Genomic DNA, 25,377 nt, shown 5'->3' with positions numbered 1-25,377 from the left:
GTACCGCGCTGGTCCCCCTTTCGAGGCCGCACTTTTTCTCTCAGCTTTCCAGCTCGCCCCCTCAACTTTAAGCCGAGTGGCCTACAACGCGCAACCTCAGGAGAGGTTGCTGCGCGGATTGTAGGGATGGCGGTCGCGCCATTTGGTCATCAGGGCTTCGAGCTCGGCATCGTTGCCGTCGGGCAGCACGATCCGGGTGGTGACGAACAGATCGCCGACCGAGCCATCGCTCTTGGGCAGGCCCTTGCCCTTGAGCCGGAAGGTGCGGCCGCTGGAGGTGTTCTTCGGGATCGACAGCTCGACCGCGCTGCCGAGCGTCGGCGCCCTCACCTTGGCGCCCAGGACCGCCTCGTAAAGCGTGATCGGCAGATCGAGCCTGAGGTCGCTGCCCTCGACCTTGAAGAACGGATGCGGCGCGATCTGGATCGTGATCAGGAGATCACCTGGCCGGTGTCCGGGCGCGCTCTCGCCCTGCCCCTTCAGCCTGATCTGCTGGCCGGCGGTGACGCCAGCGGGGACCTTGACGTTGAGCTCCTTGCCCGACGGCAGCCGAACGCGCTTCTCGCCGCCCTTCACGGACTCCTCGAGCGAGACCGACATCGCAACCTTCAGATCGAGGTCGAGGCCGACTCCGCCGGTGTCGAACTCGAACGAACCGCCGCCGCCACGTGCACCGCGCGGGCCAGCGCCGCCGAACATGCTGTTCAGGATGTCCTCGAATCCGCCACCGCCAAAGCCGCCACCCGGCCCGCCGCCGCTGCGGAAGGTATAATTCTCGAATCCGCCCCCCGGCCCGCCGCGGCCGGCGCCGCCGCCAGGGAAGCCCTGGAAGCGCGGCTTGCCTTCGGCGTCGATCTCGCCGCGATCGAACTGCTTGCGCTTCTCCTCGTCGCCCAGGATCTCGTTGGCCGAATTGATCTCGGCAAACCGCGCCGATGCCTTCGGATCATCCTTGTTGCTGTCGGGGTGGTGCTTCTTGGCGAGCTTGCGATAGGCGCTCTTGATGGCCGCAGCGCTGGCGCTTCGCGGCACCCCCAAGACCTCATAGGGGTCGCGCATCCGTCACGTCTCCTTACAGAAAGTCAGATACTAACCTATGGGCTCCCCGCCCGCTTTGCATTTCATCTGGGGAGTCCGTTGTATTTTTGCAACGGGTTCCTGATGGTCCCGGCTAGCTTTGCTGCCAGGGTTTGAGCGTCTGGATGTCCCAGCGCCCACGCTCGATACGGCACGCCGAGCCCTGCAGCCAGCGCTCCGTCTTGCCGTTGACGTAGCTCGCGAGGAAATCGCGGCACGTGCGGCCGTTGTCGGCCGTGTAGGACTTGGCGATCGGCGTCACCGAGCCGCGAGCGCCGGTCTGCGGATTCTGCCAGGGCTGGCTGGAATCCTTGCTCCCCCTGGTCAGCACGTCCGACGCGGCGTTGCGGGCAAAAGCGAGATCGGCTTCGGTCGGCTCGCGCTCGGGCGGCGGGCTGACCGCGCCGGTGATCTCCGCATCGTCCATCTTGGCAAAGGCCGTTTCAGGGCGAGACAGGCTGCAGCCGCCGCCGGACAGGCCGATTAGAATGAGTGTCAAAGCGGTGCCGGCATGACCGATCGCGGATAGGCCAAGTCGGACCGATGCCCTATATAGGACCGGACCCGGATGGACTTGCGCGCGCTTGGCCGCGGGTGAACGCAAAACTCGGACTCCCCAAAGACATGACCGACCCCACGAGCATCAAACACCAGACAACCTTAACATCCGGTACATCGGCCGATTTTACCCAGGCCGGCGAGCCGTTTGCGCTGTTTGCCGACTGGTTTGCGGAGGCCAGCAAGAGCGAGCCCAACGATCCGAATGCGATGGCGCTGGCGACGGTCGACGATAGCGGGTTGCCCGACGTGCGCATGGTGCTGATGAAGGGCTATGACCAGGACGGCTTCGTCTTCTACAGCCACAAGGCCAGCCAGAAGGGCCGTGAGCTCGCCGCCAATCCGAAGGCCGCGCTGCTGTTTCACTGGAAGTCGCTGCGCCGCCAGGTCCGCATCCGCGGCCTCGTGACGCCGGTGAGCGACGAGGAGGCCGACGCCTATTTCGCGACCCGGCCGAAGCAGGCGCAGCTCGGCGCCTGGGCCAGCAAGCAGTCGCAGCCGCTGGAGAGCCGGTTCGCGTTCGAGCAGGCGATCGCCAAGGTCGCCACGCAATACATCATCGGCGAGGTGCCGCGGCCGCCGGGATGGAGCGGCTGGCGCATCGCGCCCATCAGCATGGAGTTCTGGCACGACCGGCCGTTCCGCCTGCACGACCGCATCGAATTCCGCCGCGACGCCGCCGACCAGCCGTGGACCAAGGTGCGGATGTATCCGTGAGACATCGCCGAGCGCGCCAGCGCCCGGCTGCCGGCGTCTGATGCCTTGTCGGACGAATCGCCCGCGCGTGCGTGAATCGAGCGTCGCACCTGCAACCATTGTGGTAAGTTGATCCGTCCGGGATCGTGAGAGACCCAGTTCATGCCGACTCCTTCGAACCAGCCGCGGCGCACGATGCTGCTGACCGGCGCCAGCCGCGGCATCGGTCATGCCACCGTCATCCGATTCTCCTCCGCCGGCTGGCGCGTCATCACCTGCTCGCGGCATCCCTTCCCCGAGGAATGTCCGTGGGGCGCAGGTCCCGAAGACCACATCCAGGTCGACCTTGCCGATCCCGAGGACACGCTGCGGGCGATCGAGGAGGTCAAACAGCGCATGGACAGTGGCGAGCTGCATGCGCTGGTGAACAACGCCGCGATCTCGCCGAAGGGCGCCGGCGGCGCCCGGCTCGGCACCGTCGACACCGACCTCGACACCTGGAATCACGTCTTCCGCGTCAACTTCTTCGCGCCGATCATGATGGCGCGCGGCCTGATCAAGGAGCTGAAGGCGGCCAAGGGCTCCGTCGTCAACGTCACCTCGATCGCCGGCTCGCGCGTGCATCCCTTCGCCGGCGCGGCCTACGCGACCTCCAAGGCGGCGCTGGCCGCGCTGACCCGCGAGATGGCGTCGGATTTCGGCCGCGTCGGCGTCCGCGTCAACTCGATCGCGCCGGGCGAGATCGACACCTCGATCCTGTCGCCGGGCACCGAGAAGATCGTGCAGGAGCAGATCCCGATGCAGCGCCTCGGCACCCCCGACGAGGTCGCCAAGATCATCTATGTGCTGTGCACGGAGACCAGCTCCTACGTGAACGGCGCCGAGATCCACATCAACGGCGGCCAGCACGTCTGAGACCGTCGCCGCGGAGGGGCCTGCCCGTCTCCGGTTTGGTTCACGGCGGATTGCCGCGCGCGGCAAGTTCCAGATGGCCGTGCGAAGCGGCGATTAACACCGTTTCCGAAGATCGATTCGGCCGCCACAAACAAAACAGCGCTCCCGGAGGGAGCGCTGTTCAAGGGATGACATCGGCTGCTGAATTTCCGATCGTGGACTTTCGGGCGGCATTGCCGGGATACCGCTCGGCCGAGAACAGTCGTTCAGCCTTCGCACACCAGGCCACGAAGGATCTGCGCGGCGCGCCAGCGCAGGCGGTCGGACTCGACGTTGAGGGCGCTGGAGCAATCATCCTCGCGCTCGTCGTCATCGAGCTCGGCGCCGCAATAGCGGCAGGTGCGCGGCGACAGCGCATGGGCCACGACGATGTCGGCGCGGCTGCGTTGATAGTTGGCCAGCTCGATCACGTTGTTCGATGCCGTTATGCGTTTCTCAACCATTGCCGCCTCTTGGATAAGGCGCGATGAACGCGCCCTCGAGCTCTGCCTTGCATGCCACGCGCCGAGACGCTCGTAGTCGGTCATGCTCACGAGCAGATTTATCGCAGAGAAGTTTCGATCAAACGTTCAGGGTTCCCGTCAAATTTTACCTGAGGAATTGGGGCGGCTTTGCAGCGGCGTTGCGGCTGGCCTAACAAGTATTTCTGTTATGCGTTGCACGTTGCCGCTTGTGACACTTGCAGTGCATAGCGACTATCAGTCGGCGGCACGCGACCAACGAACATGTCGCCCACGCAGCTAACAACGGGGCACGAATGAGGCGCTGCGGATGGCGCTTTGCCGCAGCCTTCGCGCGGGCGAGCGGCCTGGGGCGGCCGGCGATTCCAGCTCGGCTGCGCTACAGCCACTTCTTCAATTTGAAGATGTAGTACGGCACGATCGCACAGATCAGCATCAGCACCAACGCCATCGGATAGCCGTGCACCCATTCGAGCTCCGGCATCATCTTGAAGTTCATGCCGTAGATCGATGCGATCAAGGTCGGCGGCATCAGGACCACCGCCATCACCGAGAACAGCTTGATGATGTTGTTCTGCTCGAGGTTGACGACGCCGAGCATCGCATCCAGCACGAAGGTGATCTTGCTCGCGAGGTAGGACGCGTGGTCGGTCAGCGAGGCGACGTCGCGCTGCATGGTCTTGAGCTGCTCGCGCATGTCCTTCGACCACTTCACGCCTTCGACCACCGCAGACAGGAAGGTGACGAGGCGGCCGATCGACACCAGGCTCTCACGCACCTTCGAGGTCAGGTCGCCCTTGCGCCCGATCGCGATCAGAATCTGCGAATATTGCTTGGCGTGTCCGTGACGCTCATTGTTCGGCTCGAAGATCTCGTGGCTGACCTGATCGATATCAGCCCCGACCTTCTCGAGAATGTCGGCGCAGCGGTCGATCACGGCGTCGAGCAGCTCCATCAGCACCATCTCGCCGGTGATCCCGGGCGCACAGTTGCGGGCGAGCTTGGCCTCCACCACCGCGAACGGGCGCGGCTGGTCGTAACGCACCGTCACCAGGCGGTGGCCCGCCAGGATGAAGGTGACTGCCGTGGTCCTCGGCATATCGGAGTCCGAGTGACACATCAGCGTGGCCGTCATGTAGCGGGCCCCGTTCTCGATGTAGAGACGGCTCGAGATCTCGATCTCCTGCATGTCCTCGCGGGTCGGCACCGCGATCCCGGCCAGCTTTTCCACGGCCCGGTCCTCGGCGCTGCTCGGGTTCACGAGGTCGACCCAGACCGCATTGTCGGGCAGAGCCGCGGGATCGGTGATCGCCAGCTTCTTCAGCGCGGCTTCGGACGGAACGAACACCGAGAACATGGACAAAACTCCGAATCGCGAAACGTGAATTTTCGGGGACTTAGCGGCGGGATGCTGCCGCCTTGTGACGCAGCTTGCCGGCCCGGTCCATGGGCTTTCTCGCGAAGGCCATGGTCTCAAGGGCAACGCCCCCGGGAGAGAGACGATCGTGCCATTCGGAGCACAGCTGTGGATGACTGCCCGCATTTTTGCGGCAAAAAAGCAACAATCGCGGCGCTGCAGCGTGACCTGTGCGTGTATCGGCTGGAATTGAGAACGATTTTGACGATAATGGGACATGTGGAATCGCGCTGCAGTGGCGCGGCCGTACCATTGCAACGTCAGCTGTCAATTGGAATTGGTGACATGTCGCTGAAGGTGAAACTCGGACTCCTGGCCGCCGGCCTGATGCTGTCGGGCTGCATGCAGGCCACGACGTACGAGGCGACCAACACGCAGGCCTTCAAGCCGAAGGACAAGGAGCTTCTCGCGAAGATCCGCTACACCAACACGCCGGTGGCCGAGCCCTATCGGCGCGCGATCGTCGAGTATCACCGCAAGGAAGCCCCGGGCTCGATCGTCGTCGATTCCGACAGCCACTACCTCTATTACGTCCTCGATGGCGGCAAGGCGATTCGCTACGGCATCACCGTCGGCGAAGAGGCGATGGCGTGGTCGGGCATCGCGAAGGTCGGCGCCATGACCGAATGGCCGGCCTGGCATCCGACCAAGGGCGAGATCGAGCGCCTGGGCGTTCCGACCTTCGTCGCTCCGGGTCCCGACAATCCGATGGGCTCGCGCGCGATGTACCTCTATGCCAACGGCAAGGACACGCTGTTCCGCATCCACGGCACCAACCAGCCGGAATATATCGGCGCCTCGATCTCCTCGGGCTGCATTCGCCTGACGAACGAGGACGCGATCGACCTCTATAACCGCGTGAAGGTCGGCACCATCGTCGTGGTGCTGGATCCGAAGAAGGGTGATTCGCCCTACAAGCCGCAGATGGCGCTGCAGGGCGGCGGCACCTTCGCTGCGATGCAGTGAGCCCCGGCTGAAGCCGGTACGATATTCAAAAGCCGAGAAGCGCGTTTAGCAGCGTTTCCAAGGCGCCGGTCACCCGGCGCCTTTTTGTTTGGGGCTAGAACAATCCGCGGAACGGATCCCAGCTACGCCGGCCGTGATGGCGCTTCCGTGGAGCCGGCTTCGATGGCGAAGCCCGTTCCCCACTTGAGCTGTTCAGGGCGCGCTGGTCCCGCCCGGCTGTATTCCGTGCCTTGTCGGACGCTACGGTCGGCGCGCGCGTCTCTGCGGCGACGCGTCCGGACTTTTGCTGTTCAGGCGCAGACTTCGACGCGGTCTGCCGATTGCGGACCGTTCCGGCGGGCTTTGCGGCCGGAGGCTGCGCTTCCGTATCGGCCCGTCCGGAGCGGTCGTCAGCAGAAGGGCTCTGCGCGGTGGCCGGCGGCTCGGCCTTCTCGTCGGTACCGGCGCGACCGCTGCTGTTGTGTTCGGCGTCGGTGCTCGCGGTCTTCCGGACATTTTCGGTGCCAGCCTGCGCGGTCTCGCGTGACGGCGCGTCGTCGGGCCTGGCGGCGGGCATCAGGGGCGCGACCTTCGGCAGCGGGTCGAGCACGTCCCATTGGCAGATGCGGTAGTTGTTGCGGCGTTCGATCAGGTCGAGATGAATGTGGTCCTCGTGGTACCAATCCGAATCGGGGCCGAGCACCGTGGAGAAATGGGTGCAGACTGCGTGCAGCACGGACTCGCGCAAATCGCGCGGCTGATTTCGGTCGGTGAGATCGATCATGCGGCCGTCGGCCAGCTTGAAGCCGTGGACGTCCAGCGCATTGGCACGGCCGTGCTCCGATAGCTGCGCGCCGCTGACATTGTTGCGGCCGCGGCACTGATAGGAATCGAAATTGTCGAGCGCAGTGACCGCGCTGCCGAGCCGTTCGGCCAGCGGCGCCACATCGTTGCGCACCCAGTTGACGACCGCGGTCGCCATCGGACAACGCATGGTCGCCGCGGGCGTCAGCGCCACCCTGCGCTTGTCAGGCAGCACCACCGCCTCCAGCCGCACCAGGTCCTCGCCGCCGCATCCGCCTGGCCCCTTGATCGGCGGAATCGACGGCGCGATCGCGACCTCTTCGGTCAGGGCCAGCCTGCAGGCCGAAGGCGGCGGCGGGGCTTGGGCATCCACCTTTGGACCGGCGCTGGCCGCGTCGCGCGGGGCGGCATCCTCCCCCTTGGCCGCTGCCCGCGCCGGCGCATCGGCAGGCCGCGGCTGCGGAAGCGGCACCTTGGCAACACCGTCGGCCAGCTTCGCTGCGGCCTCGGCGGCCGTGGGCAGGCTGCGATGCGCCGATTTCGCGGCCGCCGCCGGCGCCGCCATGAGCCAGCTCAATGCGATCGCCACGGCCACAGCGCTAACCATCACGCCCGGCGCGACGTCGTGGCCATCACAAGCCCATTTGCGTCGGGTGCGGCGCGCGCTAAAATTGACCAAAGAGACCAAAAGACCCTCGCTGCAAGCGAATACCGGAGGAACGACCTGATGCTTGGTTTGATGCAAGACTGGCCCCTGCTTTGTCACCGGATCATCGAGCATGCGGCGACAATCCATGGCTCCCAGGAGGTCGTGACCCGCTCGGTCGAAGGCCCCATCGTTCGCACCACCTATCGGCAAATCCACGACCGTGCTCTCAAGGTCTCGCAGAAGCTGACGCGCGACGGCATCAAGCTGGGCGACCGCGTCGCCACCATCGCCTGGAATACCGGCCGTCATCTCGAGGTCTGGTACGGCATCATGGGAATCGGCGCGATCTGTCACACGGTCAATCCGCGTCTGTTTCCCGAGCAGATCGGCTGGATCATCAATCACGCCCAGGACCGCATCGTCATCACCGATCTGACGTTCGTGCCGATCCTCGAGAAGCTCGCCGACAAGCTGCCGAGCGTCGAGCGCTACATCGTGCTGACCGACGCCGCGCACATGCCGCAGACGACGCTCAAGAACGCCGTCGCCTACGAATCGTGGATCGGCGAGGCCGACGGCGATTTCACCTGGGGGACCTTCGACGAGAACACCGCAGCCGCGATGTGCTACACGTCCGGCACCACGGGCGATCCGAAAGGTGTGCTGTATTCGCATCGGTCCAACGTGCTGCATGCGTTGATGGCCAATAACCGGGATTCACTCGGTACGTCCGCTGCAGACACAATGCTTCCGGTGGTTCCGCTGTTCCATGCCAACAGCTGGGGCATTGCCTTCTCCGCTCCCTCGATGGGCACCAAGCTGGTGATGCCCGGCCCCAAGCTCGACGGTGCGTCCGTCTACGAGCTGCTCGATACCGAGAAGGTGACCTACACCGCCGGCGTGCCGACGGTGTGGCTGATGCTGCTGCAGCACATGCAGGCGCATAACCTCAAACTGCCGCATCTGAAGATGGTGGTGTGCGGCGGCTCGGCGATGCCGCGCTCGATGATCCAGGCCTTCCTCGACATGGGTATCGGCGTGCGCCACGCCTGGGGCATGACCGAGATGAGCCCGATCGGCACGCTCGCTACCCTGAAGCCGCCGTTCCTCGCCGCCGACGGCGACGCCAAGCTCGACGTGCTGCAGACCCAGGGCTTCCCGCCGTTCGGCGTCGAGATGAAGATCACCGACGATGCCGGCACCGAGTTGCCGTGGGACGGCAAGACCTTCGGCCGGCTCAAGGTGTCCGGGCCCGCGGTGTCGAAGGCCTACTACAAGGTCGACAGCAACATCCTCGACGATGAAGGCTTCTTCGACACCGGCGACGTCGCAACCGTCGACGAGCATGGCTACATGCGCATCACCGACCGCTCCAAGGACGTCATCAAGTCCGGCGGCGAATGGATCTCCTCGATCGACCTGGAGAATCTCGCGGTCGGCCATCCCGCGATCGCCGAGGCTGCCGTCATCGGCGTCTATCATCCAAAATGGGATGAGCGCCCGCTGCTGATCGTGCAATTGAAGCCCGGCCAGACGACGACGCGCGAGGACATCCTGAAATACATGGAGGGCAAGATCGCCAAATGGTGGATGCCCGATGACGTCGCCTTCGTCGACGGCATTCCGCACACGGCAACGGGCAAGATCCTGAAGACCGCGCTGCGCGACCAGTTCAAGAGCTACCGCTTCCCCAACGCCGCAGCTTAGCAACAACTCCCGTTCCGCGCGAGACTCACGGCCCCTGCGCCCCCGCGGGGGCCGTTTGCGTTCCGCGCAAAAAGTTCCATCGCCCTCGCCTCGACCAAAGGCGAATAGGAAGCCCATGGGCGGGTTCCTAAGGTCCGGCACCATAAAAAAACGAGGGAACGCCACCATGCGAAAATCAATCCGCCTGCTGCCCTGGCTGCTGGGAGCATCACTGGTCGCCACGGCCGCTCACGCCGCCGGCAACAAGGTCGTGATCGGCGACATCGACGACATGTCCGGGCTCTATGCCGACGTGATCGGGCCGGGCGGCGTCGAGGCTGCAAAGATGGCGATCGAGGATTTCGGCGGCAGCGTGCTCGGCAACAAGATCGAGTTCATGGAGAGCGATCATCAGAACAAGCCGGACGTCGGCGCCCAGAAATTGCGCGAGTGGGCCGATCGCGACGGCGTCACCATGATCCTCGGCGGCTCCAACACGGGGGTCAGCCTCGCGATGGCCACCGCCGCCAAGGAGAAGAAAATACCGTTCATTGCGATCGGTGCCGCCGGCGCCTCGCTGACGGGCAAGGACTGCACGCCCTACACCGTCCACTACGCCTACGATACGACCTCGCTCGCCAACGGCACCGCCAAGACCATGGTCAGCCAGGGCGGCAAGAGCTGGTTCTTCCTGACCGCCGACTACGCCTTCGGCACCCAGTTGCAGGAGGCCGCGTCCAAGGTGGTCGAGGCCAATGGTGGCAAGGTGGTCGGAGCGGTCCGCGTGCCGCTCTCGACCTCGGATTTCTCCAGCTATCTGCTGCAGGCGCAAGGCTCGGGCGCGCAGGTTCTGGGCCTCGCCAATGCCGGCAACGACTTCACGAACTCGATCAAGGCCGCGGATGAATTCGGCATCGCCAAGACGATGAAGCCGGCGGCGCTGCTCGCCTTCATCAGCGACATCCACAGTCTCGGCCTGAAGACCGCGCAGGGTCTCTATCTCACCACCGGCTGGTATTGGGATCTCAACGACAAGACCCGCGCCTTCGCCAAGCGCTACTTCGAAAAGACCAAGCGCGAGCCGACCATGAACCAGGCCGCCTACTACTCGGCGACCACGACCTATCTCAACGCCGTGAAGGCGGCCGGCACCACCGACTCCGACAAGGTCATGGACCAGCTGCGCAAGATGAAGATCGACGACATGTTCACGTCGAACGGCAAGATCCGCGCCGACGGCCTGATGGAGCACGAGATGTACATCATGCAGGTCAAGAAGCCGGAGGAGTCGAAGTACCCCTGGGACTACTACAAGCTGATCCAGACGATGTCGGGCGAGGAGGCGTTCGGCAAGCTCGCCGACTCGGCCTGCCCGCTGGTGCATGGGCACTGAGCATCCGGCGCAGCCTGACCAAGGAAGCCGCGGCCCCTCCCTTTCGGCGGGGCCGTGGCGCTTGTGCCGCTGCGGCTTTGACGTGGCGCAAGATGGCAGTCTCGGCCGCATCTAAAAGATGGGCATGGGTTCAAGAGCGCGCGTCCCGGCTTCCACGACATGGCGCGACGTACCGTCGACGGTGCTGACGCTCGGGCTGGTGTCGCTGCTGATGGACATCTCCTCGGAGCTGATCCACGCGCTGCTGCCGGTCTTCCTCGCCACCGTGGTCGGCGCCTCCACGGTGACCATTGGCCTGATCGAAGGCGTGTCCGAGGCTACCGCCGCAATCACCAAGGTGTTCTCCGGCGCACTATCCGACCGCATCGGCAAGCGCAAGCTGCTGGTCGCAATCGGCTATGGGCTGGCGGCATTGACCAAGCCGGTGTTTCCGCTCGCCGGCACATCCTGGCAGATCCTCGCCGCGCGCTTCGTCGACCGCATCGGCAAGGGCATCCGCGAGGCGCCGCGCGACGCACTGATCGCCGACGTCACGCCGGAAGGCATCCGCGGCGCGAGCTACGGCCTGCGCCAGGCGCTCGACACGATCGGCGCCTTTGCCGGTCCCCTCCTCGCAGTGGCGCTGATGGCGCTCTATGCCAACGACTTCCGGGCGGTGTTCTGGTGGTCGGCGCTGCCGGCCACGCTTGCCGTGCTGCTGATCCTGTTCGGCGTGCGCGAGCCGGTGGAGACAGCGCCTGCGCCGCACCCCGGCTGGCCGGTCCATGCGCGCGAGCTGCGCCGGCTGCCATCAGCCTACTGGATCGTGGTCGCCATCGGCGCGGTGTTCGCGTTGGCCCGCTTCAGCGAGGCGTTCCTGGTGCTCAAGGCGCAGGCCGACGGCCTCGCTCTCTCCCTCATCCCGTTGGTCTACGTGCTGATGAACCTGATCTATGCCGGCGTCGCCATGCCCGCCGGCATCCTCTCCGACCGCATCGGCCGCAACAACGTGCTGACCTGCGGCCTCGTGGTGCTGACAGCCGCCGACCTGACGCTGGCCTTCGTGCCCGGCCTGATCGGCACCGCGATCGGCGTCGCGCTGTGGGGCCTCTACCTCGGGCTGTCGCAGGGGCTGTTGTCGGCGATGGTCGCCGATACCGCCCCGCCGGACCTGCGCGGCACCGCGTTCGGCCTGTTCAACCTTGTGACCGGCGCTGCGCTGCTGGTCGCGAGCCTGCTGGCGGGATGGCTGTGGCAAGCCTATGGGTCGCAGGCGACGTTCGCGACCGGCGCGGCATTCTCCGTCGCAACCATCCTATTGATGCTGACGGCCTTGCGCGCCCGCCCCATCCCAAGCGCCTGACGCAGTCAACGGATCAACCGCCCTCTCCGGGCCAGACCCCTCTTGAATTTAGCCCCTCCGCGTGGTCTCACACGGATGACCCAGCCGCCCGGCGCAACGCAGGCAGCGGCCCAACCCGGCAGTTCCTGACACGATGGCACGCAGGTTTCACGCCCCCTATCTGTCGGAGCCCATCTCCAGCCTCGCGACCTGGACCCGCAATCTGGCGGTGTTCTCGGTCGTCGCCGTGCTGGTCTCGATCCTGATCCTGCGCTTCGATTTTCTGGAGATGAAGCCGGCGCTGGCGACGTTCTTCGGAGCGCTGGGGCTTGCCGTCCTGTCGATCCTGCTCGGGCTCGCGGCCTTCGTCGCGATCTGGCGCAACGGCAGCCGCGGCATGAGCCGGATCCTGCTCGCCTTCATGATCGATGCCGTGGTGCTGGCCTATCCGGCCTACCTCGCGCTCCAGTACCGCAAGCTGCCGAAGATCTACGACATCACCACCGACCCGATCGATCCGCCGCGCTTCGAGGCCTTGGCGCCGCTGCGCAACGGCGACGGCACCAACACGGCCGTGTATGCCGGGCTGTATTCAGCCGAGCAGCAGCAGAAATTCTATCCGGACATCGAGCCGGTGCAGATCGAGCTGCCGCCCGATCGTGCCTATGCGATCGCGCTGAAGCTGGTCAACCGGCGCAAATGGTTCGTGGTCGACGAGCGCGCGCCGCAGCCGCCGCGCCGCGTCGGCCGCATCGAGGCGGTCGCACGCACGCCGATCATGGGCTTTCGCGAGGACATCTCGATCCGGATCCAGCCCGACGGCGAGGATTCCCGCGTCGACGTCCGCTCCGCCTCGCGCTATTTCGAGTCAGATATCGGCAGCAACGCCGCGCGCGTGACCAAGCTGATCGAGGATCTCTCCAGCGCCGGCGAGGCCGAGGCGCAGAAGCCGGTGAAGAAGGTGACGCCGCCGCCCATGGCAGCGAAGGGGAATGCGAAGACGGTGAAGAAGTGAGAGGCGAATTGCGAAGAGGGAGGAGCGAATAGGGAATGAAATCGGTCCCCGCTCGCGCTCTTGCCCTGCTTGCTATTCGCTCCTCCCTGTTCGCTATACCAGCCGATACGTCCCGCCGATCACCGGATCGCCTTCCGTCGCGACCACGCCGCGGGCGACGAGGTCTTCCAGATGCGCCAGCACGGAATAGCCGGCCGCCGTGGTGAGCCGCGGATCGATGCCGATATAGATCGCGCGCACCATGGTCGGGATGTCGGCCTCGCCCTTGGCGAGGCGATGCAGGATCGAGGCTTCGCGCGCCTGGCGATGGCGCATCAGGAAGCGCGTGTAGCGCGGTCCCTCCGGAATTTCCGGTCCGTGGCCTGAGAAATACAGCTCCTCGGGCCGCGCGGCGAGCCGCTCCAGCGAAGCCATGTAGTCGACCATCGAACCGTCGGGCGGCGCCACGATCGAGGTGGCCCAGCCCATCACGTGATCGCCGACGAAGGTGGTGCTACGCGCGCCCCAGGCGAAGGCGAGATGGTTGGCGGTATGACCGGGTGTCGCCAGCGCCTCGAGCTGCCAGCCCTGCCCCTCGATCACGTCACCATCGGCAACGGTGACATCGGGCGCGAAGTCCCGATCGACGCCGGATTCCGGGCTGTGCTTCTCGCTCTCGTAGCGCGGCCGCGACGCGCGATGCGGGCCCTCGGCATAGACGGTGGCGCCGGTCGCGGCCTTGAGCCGGCCGGTGTTCGGCGAGTGATCGCGGTGGGTGTGCGTCACCAGGATGTGCGTGACGGTCTCGCCTCTGACGGCATCGAGCAGCGCCTGCGCATGGGCCTCGTTGTCCGGACCCGGATCGATGATCGCGACGTTACCGGTGCCCACGATGTAGCTGACGGTACCGGTGAAGGTGAACGGGCTCGGATTGTTGCAGAGGACGCGGCGAATGCCCGGACGCACCTCCTCGACGACTCCAGCTGCAAGCGGGAAGTTGCGGTTGAATGGGACGTCTTCCTCGGCCATCTGCTGCCCTTAACTCTGCGCGGGCGCTTGAATGGCCCGCTTCCTCCGGCGTCATGCCCCGCGCAGGCGGGGCATCCGGTACGCCCTGGCATATCGGCTGATCACTCTCGTCTCGGCATACTGGATCGTCCGCTTGCGCGGACGATGACAGTTGAGGACTCAGGGCCCGTCCCCAAGATCGACCAGGCGAATTAGAAGAACGCCTGACTAGAAGAACGCCTGGATGCCGGTGATGGCGCGGCCGAGGATCAGCGCGTGGACGTCGTGCGTGCCCTCGTAGGTATTGACCGTCTCGAGGTTGGCGACGTGGCGCATCACCTGATACTCGATCGAAATGCCGTTGCCGCCGTGCATGTCGCGCGCGACGCGGGCGATGTCGAGCGCCTTGCCGCAATTGTTGCGCTTGACGATCGAGATCATCTCCGGGGCCATCTTGCCCTCGTCCATCAGCCGGCCGACGCGCAAGCTTGCCTGCAAGCCAAGCGCGATCTCCGTCTCCATGTCCGCAAGCTTCTTCTGCACCAGTTGCGTGGCGGCCAGCGGACGGCCGAACTGCTTGCGGTCCAGCGTGTACTGGCGGGCGCGATGCATGCAGTCCTCGGCGGCGCCGAGCACGCCCCAGGAGATGCCGTAGCGGGCGCGATTGAGGCAGCCGAACGGCCCTTTCAGGCCGGACACGTTGGGCAGCAGCGCGCTCTCCGGCACCACCACGCCGTCCATCACGACCTCGCCGGTGATCGAGGCACGCAACGAGAGCTTGCCGCCGATCTTCGGCGCCGACAGCCCCTTCATGCCCTTCTCGAGGATGAAGCCACGGATCTGGTTGTCATGCGCGGCCGACTTCGCCCACACCACGAACACGTCGGCGATCGGCGCGTTCGAGATCCACATCTTGCTGCCGGTCAGGCGGTAGCCGTCGGCGACCTTCTCGGCGCGGGTCTTCATGCCAGCCGGATCGGAGCCGGCATCCGGCTCGGTGAGGCCGAAACAGCCGACCCATTCGCCGCTGGCGAGCTTCGGCAGGTACTTCTTGCGCTGGCTCTCGTCGCCATAGGCGTAGATCGGATACATCACCAGCGAGGACTGCACCGAGTTCATCGAGCGGTAGCCGGAATCGACGCGCTCGATCTCGCGTGCCACGAGGCCATAGGCGACGTAGCTCGCATTGGCGCAGCCATATTCCTCCGGCAAGGTGATGCCGATCAGGCCGAGCTCGCCCATCTCGTTGAAGATCTCGCGATCGGTCTTCTCGTCGAGATAGGCCTTGGTCACGCGCGGCAGCAGCTTGTCCTGGGCATAGGCGCGCGCGGTGTCACGCACCATGCGCTCGTCCTCGGTCAACTGCTCGTCCAGCAGGAAGGGATCGTCCCACTGGAAGCTCGACTGGGCCGGCTTGTCCTTTGCCTGAGGGCGCGCGCTCATGAATGGTCCTTTCGCGTCTCGCTGCGCACGGGTCGCAGCAGTCTAGAGGTTAAATCCTGGAAGTTCAGCCTTCAAGCCGCTCGTTGGCGACGATCTCGATGCCGAAACCCGACAGGCCCTTGTAGTCATGCGCTGACGACGTCAGGTTCCGGATCGAGGTCACGCCGAGATCACGCAGGATCTGCGCACCGACGCCGACCTCGCGCCACTGCCGATGGCGATCGGCCTCCGCGGTATGCGGCTCTTCGACCGGCTCGACGGGAACGCCGGCCGCGCCGTCGCGCAGATAGATCAGCACGCCGCGACCGGCCTGCTTGAAGTGCTGCAGCACCGCCTGGATACGCTGCGGGCCTGCGATCAGATCCTTCACGATGTTGGGCTTGTGCAGCCGCGTCAGCACGTTCTTGCCGTCGCCGATGCCGTTGTAGACGAACGCGGCGTGGGTGATCGGATCGAACGGCGAGCGGTAGGCGAAGCCCTGCAGCGGCCCGATCGGGCTGTCGGTCGTGAAAGTCGACACCCGCTCGATCAGCTTCTCGCGCGCCTGCCGGTAGGAGATGAGATCGGCGATGGTGACATGCTTGAGATTGTGGGCCGCGGCGAAACGAACGACCTGCTCGCCCTTCATGACCGTGCCGTCATCGTTCATCAACTCGGAGATGACGCCGACCGGCGGCAGCCCCGAGAGCTTGCAGAGATCGACCGCCGCCTCGGTGTGGCCCGAGCGCAGCAGCACGCCGCCGTCGCGCGCGATCAGCGGGAAGATATGGCCGGGCCGCGCAAAATCATTGGCGCCGGCATTGGGATTGGCGAGCGCGCGACAGCAGGAGGCACGCTCCTCGGCCGAGATTCCGGTGCCACCGTCCGGCTTGTAGTCGATCGAGACGGTGAACGCCGTGGTGTGATTTGAATCATTGTGCGCGACCATCGGGTCGAGCCGCAGCCGCCGCGCGTCGTCGGCCGTGATCGGCGCGCAGACGATGCCGGAGGTATGGCGAATGATGAACGCCATCTTGTCGGGCGTGCAGAGCGAGGCGGCGACAATGAGATCGCCCTCGCCCTCGCGGTCGTCGTCATCGGTCACGACGACCATCTCGCCCTTGGCGAAGGCGTACAGAACTTCCTGGATCGAGTCGGCCATTGCAAGTCTCGCTGCTTTTCCGGGCTGCTTTAGCCGGGATCGCAGGCGCGCGCCAGAGCGGCGGAACCGCCGCTCGAAGGTCGCCTTCCCCGGGAAAAGGACCTGCCCTGCCAGGACAAGCGCCCTGGTATCTGTTTAAAGTCGCCTCAAATCGAGAACAAGGGAGCCGCGCCTCATGGCCGCATTCGATTTTGCACCCCTCCTCAGCCCCGGCCTGCCCGCGCCGGCCGCGCGCTGGACGGGACTCGCAAAATACAGCTTCGTCGGTGGCAACAACGACGCCGACGCCGTGCCCGTGGAGGGCTTGCGCGCGGCTGCCGACGCCGTGCTCGCCCGCGAGGGACGCGCGCTCGCCACCTACGGCCTCGCGCACGGGCCTCAAGGCTACCGGCCGCTGCGGGACTTTCTTGCCGCCAAGCTGACGCGCGACGCGGGCATGTCGGCGCGCGCCGACGACATCATGATCCTGTCCGGCTCGCTGCAGGGCCTCGACCTCGTCAACCAGGCGCTGCTGACGCGCGGCGACACCGTGCTGGTCGAGCAGGACAATTACCAGGGCACGCTGGCGCGGCTGGCACGACTGGGCGTCAAGGTCATCGGCATCCCGCTCGACCAGGACGGCATGCGAACCGATGCGCTGGCGACGGTGCTGGCCGATCTGAAGGATCGCGGCATCCGGCCGAAATACATCTATACCATTCCGACGGTGCAGAACCCGACCGGCACCATCATGCCGGAAAGCCGCCGTGCCGAGCTGCTGTGGCTGTCGCGCGCCTATGGCGTGCCGGTGTTCGAGGACGACTGCTACGCCGACCTGATCTGGGAGGGCAAACGGCCCCGTGCGATCCACGGCATGTCCGATCATGGCGGCGTGATCCACCTCGGCTCGTTCTCGAAATCGGTCGCACCCGCGCTGCGGGTCGGCTTCCTGGTCGCGCCCTGGGAGATCATGTCGGTGCTGCTGGCCCTCAAGACCGATGCCGGCTCGGGCGCGCTGGAACAGATGGTGCTGGCGGAATATTGCAGGCCGCATTTCGCGACCCACGTGCCGCAGTTGGTGCGGGGCCTGCGCGCCAAGCTGGACACCCTGATCGAGGCGCTCAACGCGGAGTTCGGCACCTCCGCCGAGTTCGCGCCACCCAAGGGCGGGATCTTCCTCTGGGTCAAGCTGCCGGACCAGGTTGACGCGATGAAGCTGTCACAGGCAGCGCTCAAACGCGGCGTCTCGATCAATCCGGGACCGGAATGGTCCACCGACGCCGCGCATGCGCGGAGCCGCCTGCGGCTGTGCTTCGCCAGCCCCTCGCATCAGGAGATCCGCGAGGGCATCGCAGTGCTCGCCGATGTCTGCCGGGAGGAGTTCGGCGTGCCGCTCCGCTCGTCCAATGTGGAGCGGACGCGCGCGATCGAGTGATTTGCGCGCCGCTCACCGCACCGAAAAGGGCGACTGATAGGGCCGCCCGAACGGCACGCCATTGATCACCGTCTGCACCGGCTTGAGCTGCAGCTTGCCGTCGCGCTTGTTGCCGCGGGTATCGACGAAGCTGACGGGACCCTCGACCAGGTCCATGATTGCAACGTCGGCCGGCGCGCCGACCTGCAACGTGCCGATCTTCGGCGCACGGTTGATGATCTTGGCCGGCACAGAGGTGGCCATGCTCACCACCTGCTCCAACGAAAATCCCATCGCGATGAATTTCGCCATCACGTTGGGCAGGAACGGCATGCCCGGACTGTTGCCGGAGAACACATGGATGTCGGAGGAGATCGTGTCCGGGCCGCAGCCGCCGGGGATTGCGACTTCGGCCACGGTGAAATCGAAGCTGCCGCCGCCGTGGCCGACATCGAACAGCACGCCGCGCTGCTTGGCGGCGAGCGCCGCGGGCAGCAGCTTGCCGTCCTGGACGATGTTGGTGAAGGCGCCGCCCATATTCGGCGCGCCGGAATAGGCATGGGTCAGGATGTCGCCGGGGCGCAGCAGGTCCAGGATCTGTGACATCAGCTCGCCGGTCTCGACGCCACCGATATGCACCATCATCCGCGCCGGCCAGCCGCACAGCTCGCAGGCCTTGATGGCACGCTTCAGCGGTTCGATCCCGTGCTTGAAGATCACGTTCTCCGACATCCGCACCTTGACCCCGAGCAGGAAGTCCGGGTTCTCCGCCAGCGCCATGGCGCAGGCGTCGACCTGCGCGTTGTCGATGTTGTAGAGCTCGGCCACGGGGAACGCCGACAGGCCGTTGTTGGCGATGTGGACGAAGGCGTAGATGCGTGCCCGCGACTGGGCGGTGATGAAGCGGCGCAGCGCCGCCAGATTGTTCACACCGGCGTCGCCGGCCGAGACGACCGTCGTGGTGCCCTGGAATTGCACCAGTTCGTCCGGGGGAATCCCGATCGCCGAACCATAGGGGTAGACGTGACTGTGGAGATCGATCAGGCCCGGCGTCACCAGCCGGCCGTTGGCGTCGATCGACCGCAGCGCCCGCTCGGCCGGTATCTCGGGCTCGACCGCTTCGACGACGCCCCAGCGGATCCCGATGTCGCGCCTGCCTCGGAGCGACTGGCTGGGATCGATCACGTCGCCGCCCTTGATCACCAGATCGAACTTGTCGGCCGGCCCCATCGCGGCGCCGGCGGGACCCGATAGCGCGGCCATGGCGGCCGCTCCGGACGACAGCAGGAATTTGCGGCGCGACAGCGCAGACATGGTCAGCCTCCCCACGCTTGTTTGTAGTTGCGGGGAGCATGCGCCTTGTCCCCCTCGCCATCAAGGCCGGCCCGGAAAGAATGAGACTTTGTGCCAACGATCTCGGCGCAGGTCTGTCGTTGCGCCGTTGACGCAGTGCATTAAGATGTCACGGCAGTCATCCCCGCGAGACCGCATGATTTCGATCTCCCGCCCTCTCATCGCAATCGTCCTCTGCGCATCATCAGCGTCTGCCGCCCGGGCCGACGACACCGTCGAGGTCGCCCGGACCTGGGGCCTGATCGGAACCTGGGCCGCCGACTGCAGCGCACCGCCGGTCAAGGGCCGCGGCGCCATCATCTCCTACGAAGTCACTGACGATCGTCACCTGATCTATCGTCGTGACCACGATCCGTCCGACGTCAACCAGGTGGCGAGCGCACGCGTCGAGGCGGACCAGACGCTGGTGCTCTCGATCGTGCTGCCCAAAGCGCGCCAGACGCGAGAGAACGGGATCACCCGGACCGCCGACGGCAACATCCGCTCCGTGTTCAATCGCGGCGAGGACGACAGCTACACCATTCGTGACGGCCGCTTCGTTGCCAACGGCAAGCCGACGCCAGCGCTCAGGAAATGCGACTGACGCGGCGGGCTCGAGGGGGCGCCGCGATTCGCCCGCGAGCTTGAAGACCAAATCTGAACGTGCATTCAGCAACTTCGTGGAAGTTCCTGCGGAACGTTCTTTCACACTTCAAGTTGATCCCGCACTTTCATTCTGGAGGACAACATGAAGAAAATCGCTCTCGCACTCGCTTCCCTGGCGGTCGTCGCGCTCGCGGCACCGTCGATCGCCAATGCCGAGACCGTGGTCATCAAGCGTGGCGGCCATCACTACCACCACGGCTGGGATCGGTCCCGCGCCGAATACCGCATGCATCGTGAGTACCGGCCTCACCGTTATGTCCGGCCCTTCCACCGCCATCACGATCGCACCGTGATCATCCGGCGCGACTGATCTGCAACTTCGACACAGCAATGGCCCCGCAAGGGGCCATTTTCTGTGGCGTTCGTTCTGACGCCCGTTCTTGCAGGGCTTCGCGTGGTCGTCAGCGGTCCCAGTCCGGCGCAAAGGCCGGATTGACGAAGCGCTTGTCCTTCGGGAGGGACGCGATGGTGGCGCGATCCTCATCGTCGAGTTGAAGCTTCATCGCATCCCAGTTCGCACGCTGACTTTCCGGGCGCGCTGCCTTGGGGATCGCCGCCACCCCATCCTGGTCCAACAGCCATTTCAGCGCGACCTGGGCGGCGCTGGCGCCATGCTTCCTGCCGATGGCCCCAAGCGTCTCGTCGGCGGCGGCCCGTCCCTGCGCCAGCGGGCAATAGGCCAACAGGGGAATCGAGCGGCCCGCCATGTAGGCCATCAGCTTCGACTGGTCGAGCATCACATGATATTCGACCTGATTGCAGGCGACAGGTGCCTGGATCTCCTCGACCGCCTGCTTCAGCAGCGCGACGGTGAAGTTGGCGACGCCGATCGCGCGCGTGCGCCCCTCCTCCTTCAGCTTCAGCAGCGTCTCCAGGGCGGCGGGCAGGTTCATCCCCTTGGCCGGCCAGTGGATGAGATAGAGATCGACGAACTCCAGCCGGAGCTTCTTGAGGCTCGTGTCGAAGGCACGGCGGATCGCATCCGGCGCGAGGTTCTCCGGCCAGACCTTGGTGGTGACATGCAATTCGGCGCGCGGCAGATTGGTCGCCGCAAGTGCAGCACCGATCGCGTCCTCGTTGGCGTACATCTCGGCGGTGTCGATGTGGCGGTACCCGAGCGCAAGCGCGCTCTCGACGGCCTCGCGGCAGACGGTGCCCTGCATGCGAAAGGTGCCGAGCCCGAGCTTGGGCAGGCGGATACCCTGGGTGTCGATGGCGTTCATGAAATCTCCTGGAATCGCGCGAGCCGCTCGCCAGCGAGCGCCGGCGGCAGCCTCGAAACATCAAGACCTTGGCGGGAAGTGCTCAGCTTGCCTTCGCTCCGCTTGCGAGTTCAAGCAAGCCGGCATCCACCTCGATCAAGATGTCGGGAGCGAGGTTCCTGGACGCAACAGGCGCGCGGGTAGACCCGCCGATCAGCGCCAGTTGCAGATGCCGCCGCTGCCAGGCCGGCACGGCCAGGTCTGAATGCGCGTATCCATCGCCTGCGCGTCGAGCGGATTGCCGCGCCGATGGACGAGCTTGGTGCGGGCGGCGCCGCGGGGCCGCTCGGCCGTCCTCGTACCATGAGGCCGCCGGGTGGCGACGGCGCGCGGGATTCCGGAACTGACGTCGGGGTCAACAGCAGAACGGACGGCGACCGCAGGTCGATCTGTTTTGGCTTCGATGGGCACGGGTTCGAAATGCGCCTCGGGGCCGAGCGGCTCCGGCGACAACACGGCCTTCGATAAATCGAGCTTGAGGAAGTCACCCGGCTGATAGGCCCCTGCCACAGCATCGGTCGCTGCGAGCAACACGGCGCATGTAATCGCGCCGACAACAGCTCTCAACACCATCCCATCCTCCCGTTCCCCCGCGTAACGCCACTTACGCGTGCCCCTGCCATGAGATCTCCGCGCGCCCGCTGACGGCAAAGGCGCACGGCTGCAAGAACCGGCTGCGAGCGCCTGAGTTCGCGCCACGCATCATGTTCGATGATCGACCGTTATCAGTTCGGAGAAAGCGCCCGCCAACCGCCGGTCGTTCGACGCATCATAGCCAAAGTTCCGCGCTCGTCTCTCATGTAGGTCACGGCGCCGTCATTTCCAGGCCCAAAACTGCTGATCACGGTTACCGCTGTGCACGCAAACGGGCGCTCGCGAGATAAGTCATACTAATTCGAGGAATCGATTCTGATGCGGCAGCGTAGCCTCTCGGCGACGCCCGGCGCGATATGCATGACGCCGGGCTTGGCCGCGAACTCGCCGTCGAAATTGAGCGGACTAGCGAAACCGCGCCACGGCTCGATGCACAGGAACGGCACGCCGCCGGGCTTCGACCAGATTCCAAGCTGACGAAAATTATCCCAGGCTAACTCAAGCGCCGGTCCCCTGGTTCCGACGAGGCGAACCGAACGGCTGGCCGGCTGATCGAGGATCACGGCATCATCGTCGAACAGGCGTTCGCTCAACGGGAGAACGCGCCCCTCGATCGGTGAGGGCTCCGGCCGCTCGCGCAGCAAACCGCCGGTCAGACGGCGGATCGGCGCCAGCTCAGGCTCTGCAAAAATCAGCCGATAGCTCTCCTTCGGCTGGCCGGGGAGCAGCGGCCAGTTGAAGGCGGGATGGCCGCCGAACGAGGCGGGCAGCATCTCCGCACCGGGGTTGGCGATCTCGACCGCCACGTCCAGCGCGTCAACGGCGATCCGGTAGCTCACCGTGAGACGGAAGGCGAACGGATAGCGCACCCGCGTCGTCTCGTCGTCGGTCAGTTGCAACACGCACGACTCGGCCCCGCGCTCCAGCCAGGTGAAACGCAGGTCGCGGGCGAAGCCGTGCTGGGTCATCGGATAGGTCTGGCCGCGGTGGTGGAGCTGGTCATTCTTGAGTCGGCCGACGATTGGAAACAGCCATGGCGCATGGCGCGGCCAGGCGCCTCCGGCCTGCCAGAGCAACTCCAGGCCCCCGGCCGTCTTCAGCGAGCACAGCTCGGCGCCATCAGCCTTGACCGAGGCGGTGATGCCGCCCGCGCCGATCGTGTGAAGGTCGTCGCTCATCTGCCGTCACCCTCGTCGCAAAGAGATCACACGAGGTGATGCCGGATCGCAGCAGCAACGTCCAGGGTGCGGTTCATCACCAGCGCGGAGACCACCGCCACAAGCACAGGGGACGGGGATGTCGAACACGCGGCCGAAGCCGAGGATATCGCCGCGTTCATAGGGCCCGCGCGGTGTCTGAAGGGTAGGCAACACGCGCCAAATCTTCGTGCAGGCCGCCGCTTGCCGGACTTGATCATTCGTGTACGAATGACCGAAACCGGCTTGATGCTGCGCCGCGTGCAGGCGCAAACTGCCGCAAATGCTTTGCCAGGAGAGAAGGATATCCCGATGGCCCATGACGCGCCGCAAGCAACCGGTCCCAGCAAGCTGGTCATTCGCAACATCGGCCTCATGCTGTCCGGCGCCCTGGAACGGCCCATCCTGGATGCTGACACGATCGTCGCCGAGAACGGCAAGATCACGGGAATCGGCCGCTTCAAGGACGTCGACACCGAAGGCGCGACGACCATCGTCGATGCCCATGGCACGACGGTGGCGCCGGGCCTGATCGACAGCCATGTTCATCCGGTCGCCGGCGACTGGACGCCGCGGCAGAACCAGAGCAACTGGATCGATTCCTATCTGCATGGTGGCGTCACCACGATGATCTCCGCCGGCGAGGTGCACATGCCCGGCCGGCCGCGCGACGTCGTCGGCCTGAAGGCGATGGCGATCTTCGCGCAGCGCGCATTCTGGACGCTCCGTCCCGGCGGCGTGAAGGTGCATGCCGGCGCGCCGGTGATCGAATGCGAGATGGTCGAGGACGACTTCAAGGAGCTCGCCGCCGCCGGCGTCAAGCTGCTCGGCGAGGTCGGCCTCGGCGGCGTCAAGGACGGCCCGACCGCGCGCAAGATGGTCGGCTGGGCGCGCAAATACGGCATCCAGAGCACCATTCACACCGGCGGTCCGTCGATCCCCGGCTCCGGCCTGATCGACAAGGACGTCGTGCTGGAGGCCGGCACCGACGTCATCGGACACATCAATGGCGGCCACACCGCGCTGCCCGACGATCAGATCCGCTGCATCTGCGAGGGCTGCAAGGCGGGGCTCGAGCTGGTGCACAACGGCAACGAGCGCTCGGCGCTGTTCACCTTGCGCACCGCGCGCGAGATGAACGATCTCCACCGCGTCATCCTCGGCACCGACGCGCCGGCCGGCTCCGGCGTGCAGCCGCTCGGGATCCTGCGCATGGTCTCGCTCTTGTCCTCGCTCGGCGATGTCCCGGCCGAGATCGCGTTCTGCTTCGCCACCGGCAACACCGCGCGGATGCGCGAGCTCGATTGCGGCCTGATCGAGGTCGGCCGCTCCGCCGACTTCGTCATCATGGACAAGGCGCAGCACTCGCCGGCCAAGACCCTGCTCGACAGCGTCCAGCTCGGCGACCTCCCCGGCATCGGGATGACCATCATCGACGGCATCGTCCGCACCCAGCGCAGCCGCAACACGCCGCCGGCGACGAAAATTCCGGAGATCGTGGCGAAGTAGTTGCCACAAGCTTCGTCATTGCGACCGCAGTGCTCGTGAATGCGCCCTCTCCCCTTGCGGGAGAGGGCATGCAGGACGGAGCAGAAATCTCGGTCGGGTGAGGGGTATCTCTCCGCGAGTCTCGCTCGCCGAGAGATACCCCTCACCCAATCGCGAATGTGGATGGACCGGAGATGCCCTCTCCCGCAAGGGGAGAGGGTGCTGTATCGGGCTGCGCTCATAGCGACTGAGCAAACAAGTAGGGTGGGCAAAGCGACGCCGCCAGGCGGCGCGTGCCCATCATGTGCAGATGCGCTCTCGGTGAGAATGGTGGGCACGCTTCGCTTTGCCCACCCTACGCGGGCGGTTTGCAACAGCTATTTCAGCCGGCTCAGCAGCGACAGCAAGCTCTCGCGCTCTCTCGCATCCAGCGGCGCCAAGGTCTCCTTGGAGATCGCGAGCGCCAGCGGCGCGGTCTTCTCCGCGAGCTGCTGACCCGCGCGGGTCAGGCTCACCAGTAGCCGGCGGCCATCCTGCGGATCCGAGCTGGTCTCGGTGAGACCGCGTGCGGTCAGCCGGTCGATCACGCCCTTGATCGTCGCGACGTCCATCGCCGTGAACCGTCCCAGCTGGTTCTGCGAGCACGGTCCGGTCTCGACCAGCTTCGACATGGCCGCCCATTGCGTCGGCGTCAGGTTGCTGCCGATGTCGCGGGCGAAGATCATGGTGTGGCGCTGCCAGACCTGGCGCAGGATGAAACCGATCTGATCGTCGAGCACGTAGTTTGATTTCGCCGCCTTGGCCGTGGCCTTCGCAGCGGGCTTTGCCTGCGGCCTCGGCGCAGTCTTCGTCGTGGCTTTCGCCGATCGCTTCGGCGGGGGACTCTTGGCCATATCTTC

The 25,377-nt window shown here is 65.6% G+C and carries 24 protein-coding genes; 11 read left to right on the top strand and 13 right to left on the bottom strand.

The window, feature by feature from the left end:
* Nucleotides 1–96 precede the first annotated feature (96 nt).
* Nucleotides 97–1,059, bottom strand: coding sequence for a DnaJ C-terminal domain-containing protein (locus ACQR1X_RS02480; RefSeq protein ID WP_315802309.1), 963 nt, complete (start codon nucleotides 1,057–1,059; stop codon nucleotides 97–99).
* A gap of 112 nt (nucleotides 1,060–1,171) precedes the next feature.
* The gene (locus tag ACQR1X_RS02475; RefSeq protein WP_315802308.1) at nucleotides 1,172–1,576 is read right to left on the bottom strand and encodes an RT0821/Lpp0805 family surface protein; all 405 of its coding nucleotides are present in this window, start codon (nucleotides 1,574–1,576) and stop codon (nucleotides 1,172–1,174) included.
* A 125-nt stretch (nucleotides 1,577–1,701) separates the two neighbouring features.
* Between ACQR1X_RS02475 and pdxH the strand changes: the two genes are divergently transcribed.
* Complete coding sequence (gene pdxH / locus ACQR1X_RS02470) at nucleotides 1,702–2,352, top strand: pyridoxamine 5'-phosphate oxidase (protein WP_315802307.1); 651 nt, start codon at nucleotides 1,702–1,704, stop codon at nucleotides 2,350–2,352.
* Nucleotides 2,353–2,493: 141 nt separating this feature from the next.
* Nucleotides 2,494–3,246: an SDR family NAD(P)-dependent oxidoreductase gene (locus ACQR1X_RS02465; RefSeq protein WP_315802306.1), complete on the top strand. Its 753-nt coding sequence runs from the start codon at nucleotides 2,494–2,496 to the stop codon at nucleotides 3,244–3,246.
* 245 nt (nucleotides 3,247–3,491) lie between these two features.
* Here the strand turns inward: ACQR1X_RS02465 and ACQR1X_RS02460 are convergent, their stop codons facing one another.
* Both ACQR1X_RS02460 and ACQR1X_RS02455 read right to left on the bottom strand, forming a co-directional pair.
* Nucleotides 3,492–3,812, bottom strand: coding sequence for a hypothetical protein (locus ACQR1X_RS02460; protein WP_409997915.1), 321 nt, complete (start codon nucleotides 3,810–3,812; stop codon nucleotides 3,492–3,494).
* Between the two features lie 313 nt (nucleotides 3,813–4,125).
* Nucleotides 4,126–5,103, bottom strand: a complete 978-nt coding sequence (locus tag ACQR1X_RS02455) for a magnesium transporter CorA family protein (RefSeq protein WP_315802305.1) — start codon at nucleotides 5,101–5,103, stop codon at nucleotides 4,126–4,128.
* A gap of 345 nt (nucleotides 5,104–5,448) precedes the next feature.
* Here ACQR1X_RS02455 and ACQR1X_RS02450 point away from each other — a divergent pair, with 345 nt between their 5' ends.
* The gene (locus tag ACQR1X_RS02450) at nucleotides 5,449–6,129 is read left to right on the top strand and encodes a L,D-transpeptidase (RefSeq protein WP_315802304.1); all 681 of its coding nucleotides are present in this window, start codon (nucleotides 5,449–5,451) and stop codon (nucleotides 6,127–6,129) included.
* Between the two features lie 94 nt (nucleotides 6,130–6,223).
* On the opposite strand, the gene ACQR1X_RS02445 is transcribed toward ACQR1X_RS02450, so the two are convergent.
* The gene (locus tag ACQR1X_RS02445; protein WP_434898257.1) at nucleotides 6,224–7,693 is read right to left on the bottom strand and encodes an extensin family protein; all 1,470 of its coding nucleotides are present in this window, start codon (nucleotides 7,691–7,693) and stop codon (nucleotides 6,224–6,226) included.
* Here ACQR1X_RS02445 and ACQR1X_RS02440 point away from each other — a divergent pair.
* The 4 genes from ACQR1X_RS02440 (at nucleotide 7,640) to ACQR1X_RS02425 (ending at nucleotide 12,976) form a co-directional block, all read left to right on the top strand.
* A complete protein-coding gene (locus ACQR1X_RS02440; protein ID WP_434898256.1) occupies nucleotides 7,640–9,268 on the top strand; it encodes a fatty-acid--CoA ligase in 1,629 nt (542 codons plus the stop codon). The two genes, ACQR1X_RS02445 and ACQR1X_RS02440, sit on opposite strands and share 54 nt — an antisense overlap.
* A 166-nt stretch (nucleotides 9,269–9,434) precedes the next feature.
* Complete coding sequence (locus ACQR1X_RS02435) at nucleotides 9,435–10,640, top strand: ABC transporter substrate-binding protein (RefSeq protein WP_315802301.1); 1,206 nt, start codon at nucleotides 9,435–9,437, stop codon at nucleotides 10,638–10,640.
* A 118-nt stretch (nucleotides 10,641–10,758) separates the two neighbouring features.
* Nucleotides 10,759–11,982, top strand: a complete 1,224-nt coding sequence (locus tag ACQR1X_RS02430) for an MFS transporter (RefSeq protein ID WP_410051463.1) — start codon at nucleotides 10,759–10,761, stop codon at nucleotides 11,980–11,982.
* Nucleotides 11,983–12,115: 133 nt separating this feature from the next.
* Nucleotides 12,116–12,976 (top strand): DUF1499 domain-containing protein, encoded by an 861-nt coding sequence (locus ACQR1X_RS02425; protein WP_315802299.1) that lies wholly within the window; start codon nucleotides 12,116–12,118, stop codon nucleotides 12,974–12,976.
* A 93-nt stretch (nucleotides 12,977–13,069) separates the two neighbouring features.
* Here ACQR1X_RS02425 and ACQR1X_RS02420 read toward each other — a convergent pair whose 3' ends face one another.
* From ACQR1X_RS02420 to ribB, 3 genes are all read right to left on the bottom strand, one after another.
* Nucleotides 13,070–13,984 carry an MBL fold metallo-hydrolase gene (locus ACQR1X_RS02420; protein WP_315802298.1) on the bottom strand — a complete coding sequence of 305 codons (915 nt, stop codon included), beginning with the start codon at nucleotides 13,982–13,984 and terminating at the stop codon, nucleotides 13,070–13,072.
* A 207-nt stretch (nucleotides 13,985–14,191) separates the two neighbouring features.
* Nucleotides 14,192–15,406, bottom strand: a complete 1,215-nt coding sequence (locus ACQR1X_RS02415) for an acyl-CoA dehydrogenase (protein ID WP_315802297.1) — start codon at nucleotides 15,404–15,406, stop codon at nucleotides 14,192–14,194.
* A 64-nt stretch (nucleotides 15,407–15,470) separates the two neighbouring features.
* Nucleotides 15,471–16,547 carry a 3,4-dihydroxy-2-butanone-4-phosphate synthase gene (gene ribB / locus ACQR1X_RS02410; protein WP_315802296.1) on the bottom strand — a complete coding sequence of 359 codons (1,077 nt, stop codon included), beginning with the start codon at nucleotides 16,545–16,547 and terminating at the stop codon, nucleotides 15,471–15,473.
* A 175-nt stretch (nucleotides 16,548–16,722) separates the two neighbouring features.
* Here ribB and ACQR1X_RS02405 point away from each other — a divergent pair, with 175 nt between their 5' ends.
* Nucleotides 16,723–17,961, top strand: coding sequence for a PLP-dependent aminotransferase family protein (locus ACQR1X_RS02405; protein WP_316178340.1), 1,239 nt, complete (start codon nucleotides 16,723–16,725; stop codon nucleotides 17,959–17,961).
* 12 nt (nucleotides 17,962–17,973) lie between these two features.
* Here the strand turns inward: ACQR1X_RS02405 and ACQR1X_RS02400 are convergent, their stop codons facing one another.
* Nucleotides 17,974–19,254 carry an amidohydrolase family protein gene (locus ACQR1X_RS02400; protein WP_434839808.1) on the bottom strand — a complete coding sequence of 427 codons (1,281 nt, stop codon included), beginning with the start codon at nucleotides 19,252–19,254 and terminating at the stop codon, nucleotides 17,974–17,976.
* A 175-nt stretch (nucleotides 19,255–19,429) separates the two neighbouring features.
* On the opposite strand from ACQR1X_RS02400, the gene ACQR1X_RS02395 reads away from it, so the two are divergent.
* Both ACQR1X_RS02395 and ACQR1X_RS02390 read left to right on the top strand, forming a co-directional pair.
* A complete protein-coding gene (locus tag ACQR1X_RS02395) occupies nucleotides 19,430–19,876 on the top strand; it encodes a hypothetical protein (protein ID WP_315802293.1) in 447 nt (148 codons plus the stop codon).
* 144 nt (nucleotides 19,877–20,020) lie between these two features.
* Nucleotides 20,021–20,248 (top strand): hypothetical protein, encoded by a 228-nt coding sequence (locus ACQR1X_RS02390; protein ID WP_315802292.1) that lies wholly within the window; start codon nucleotides 20,021–20,023, stop codon nucleotides 20,246–20,248.
* Nucleotides 20,249–20,339: 91 nt separating this feature from the next.
* Here the strand turns inward: ACQR1X_RS02390 and ACQR1X_RS02385 are convergent, their stop codons facing one another.
* The 3 genes from ACQR1X_RS02385 to ACQR1X_RS02375 form a co-directional block, all read right to left on the bottom strand.
* On the bottom strand, nucleotides 20,340–21,161 hold the full coding sequence (locus ACQR1X_RS02385) for an aldo/keto reductase (protein WP_434898255.1): 822 nt from the start codon (nucleotides 21,159–21,161) through the stop codon (nucleotides 20,340–20,342).
* Between the two features lie 192 nt (nucleotides 21,162–21,353).
* Complete coding sequence (locus ACQR1X_RS02380) at nucleotides 21,354–21,773, bottom strand: hypothetical protein (protein WP_316178335.1); 420 nt, start codon at nucleotides 21,771–21,773, stop codon at nucleotides 21,354–21,356.
* Between the two features lie 317 nt (nucleotides 21,774–22,090).
* Complete coding sequence (locus tag ACQR1X_RS02375; protein WP_315802290.1) at nucleotides 22,091–22,972, bottom strand: aldose 1-epimerase family protein; 882 nt, start codon at nucleotides 22,970–22,972, stop codon at nucleotides 22,091–22,093.
* Nucleotides 22,973–23,302: 330 nt separating this feature from the next.
* On the opposite strand from ACQR1X_RS02375, the gene ACQR1X_RS02370 reads away from it, so the two are divergent.
* Nucleotides 23,303–24,499 carry an amidohydrolase family protein gene (locus ACQR1X_RS02370; RefSeq protein WP_315802289.1) on the top strand — a complete coding sequence of 399 codons (1,197 nt, stop codon included), beginning with the start codon at nucleotides 23,303–23,305 and terminating at the stop codon, nucleotides 24,497–24,499.
* A 356-nt stretch (nucleotides 24,500–24,855) separates the two neighbouring features.
* Here ACQR1X_RS02370 and ACQR1X_RS02365 read toward each other — a convergent pair whose 3' ends face one another.
* Nucleotides 24,856–25,371 (bottom strand): MarR family winged helix-turn-helix transcriptional regulator, encoded by a 516-nt coding sequence (locus ACQR1X_RS02365; RefSeq protein WP_316178332.1) that lies wholly within the window; start codon nucleotides 25,369–25,371, stop codon nucleotides 24,856–24,858.
* Between the last annotated feature and the right edge of the window lie 6 nt (nucleotides 25,372–25,377).

Source organism: Bradyrhizobium sp. HKCCYLRH3073 (genome assembly GCF_051167995.1).
Taxonomy (GTDB): Bacteria; Pseudomonadota; Alphaproteobacteria; order Rhizobiales; family Xanthobacteraceae; genus Bradyrhizobium.
Note: the sequence above shows the minus strand (reverse complement) of the source record. Positions and strands in the feature narration are given on the sequence as shown.

Bases quoted from the DNA above. Each gene is read 5' to 3' on its own strand.
- ACQR1X_RS02480 (WP_315802309.1), bottom strand. From the start codon at position 1,059: ATGCGCGACCCCTATGAGGTCTTGGGGGTGCCGCGAAGCGCCAGCGCT.
- pdxH (WP_315802307.1), top strand. From the start codon at position 1,702: ATGACCGACCCCACGAGCATCAAACACCAGACAACCTTAACATCCGGT.
- ACQR1X_RS02465 (WP_315802306.1), top strand. From the start codon at position 2,494: ATGCCGACTCCTTCGAACCAGCCGCGGCGCACGATGCTGCTGACCGGC.
- ACQR1X_RS02460 (WP_409997915.1), bottom strand. From the start codon at position 3,812: ATGACCGACTACGAGCGTCTCGGCGCGTGGCATGCAAGGCAGAGCTCG.
- ACQR1X_RS02455 (WP_315802305.1), bottom strand. From the start codon at position 5,103: ATGTTCTCGGTGTTCGTTCCGTCCGAAGCCGCGCTGAAGAAGCTGGCG.
- ACQR1X_RS02450 (WP_315802304.1), top strand. From the start codon at position 5,449: ATGTCGCTGAAGGTGAAACTCGGACTCCTGGCCGCCGGCCTGATGCTG.
- ACQR1X_RS02440 (WP_434898256.1), top strand. From the start codon at position 7,640: ATGCTTGGTTTGATGCAAGACTGGCCCCTGCTTTGTCACCGGATCATC.
- ACQR1X_RS02445 (WP_434898257.1), bottom strand. From the start codon at position 7,693: ATGCTCGATGATCCGGTGACAAAGCAGGGGCCAGTCTTGCATCAAACC.
- ACQR1X_RS02435 (WP_315802301.1), top strand. From the start codon at position 9,435: ATGCGAAAATCAATCCGCCTGCTGCCCTGGCTGCTGGGAGCATCACTG.
- ACQR1X_RS02430 (WP_410051463.1), top strand. From the start codon at position 10,759: ATGGGCATGGGTTCAAGAGCGCGCGTCCCGGCTTCCACGACATGGCGC.
- ACQR1X_RS02425 (WP_315802299.1), top strand. From the start codon at position 12,116: ATGGCACGCAGGTTTCACGCCCCCTATCTGTCGGAGCCCATCTCCAGC.
- ACQR1X_RS02420 (WP_315802298.1), bottom strand. From the start codon at position 13,984: ATGGCCGAGGAAGACGTCCCATTCAACCGCAACTTCCCGCTTGCAGCT.
- ACQR1X_RS02415 (WP_315802297.1), bottom strand. From the start codon at position 15,406: ATGAGCGCGCGCCCTCAGGCAAAGGACAAGCCGGCCCAGTCGAGCTTC.
- ribB (WP_315802296.1), bottom strand. From the start codon at position 16,547: ATGGCCGACTCGATCCAGGAAGTTCTGTACGCCTTCGCCAAGGGCGAG.
- ACQR1X_RS02405 (WP_316178340.1), top strand. From the start codon at position 16,723: ATGGCCGCATTCGATTTTGCACCCCTCCTCAGCCCCGGCCTGCCCGCG.
- ACQR1X_RS02400 (WP_434839808.1), bottom strand. From the start codon at position 19,254: ATGTCTGCGCTGTCGCGCCGCAAATTCCTGCTGTCGTCCGGAGCGGCC.
- ACQR1X_RS02395 (WP_315802293.1), top strand. From the start codon at position 19,430: ATGATTTCGATCTCCCGCCCTCTCATCGCAATCGTCCTCTGCGCATCA.
- ACQR1X_RS02390 (WP_315802292.1), top strand. From the start codon at position 20,021: ATGAAGAAAATCGCTCTCGCACTCGCTTCCCTGGCGGTCGTCGCGCTC.
- ACQR1X_RS02385 (WP_434898255.1), bottom strand. From the start codon at position 21,161: ATGAACGCCATCGACACCCAGGGTATCCGCCTGCCCAAGCTCGGGCTC.
- ACQR1X_RS02380 (WP_316178335.1), bottom strand. From the start codon at position 21,773: ATGGTGTTGAGAGCTGTTGTCGGCGCGATTACATGCGCCGTGTTGCTC.
- ACQR1X_RS02375 (WP_315802290.1), bottom strand. From the start codon at position 22,972: ATGAGCGACGACCTTCACACGATCGGCGCGGGCGGCATCACCGCCTCG.
- ACQR1X_RS02370 (WP_315802289.1), top strand. From the start codon at position 23,303: ATGGCCCATGACGCGCCGCAAGCAACCGGTCCCAGCAAGCTGGTCATT.
- ACQR1X_RS02365 (WP_316178332.1), bottom strand. From the start codon at position 25,371: ATGGCCAAGAGTCCCCCGCCGAAGCGATCGGCGAAAGCCACGACGAAG.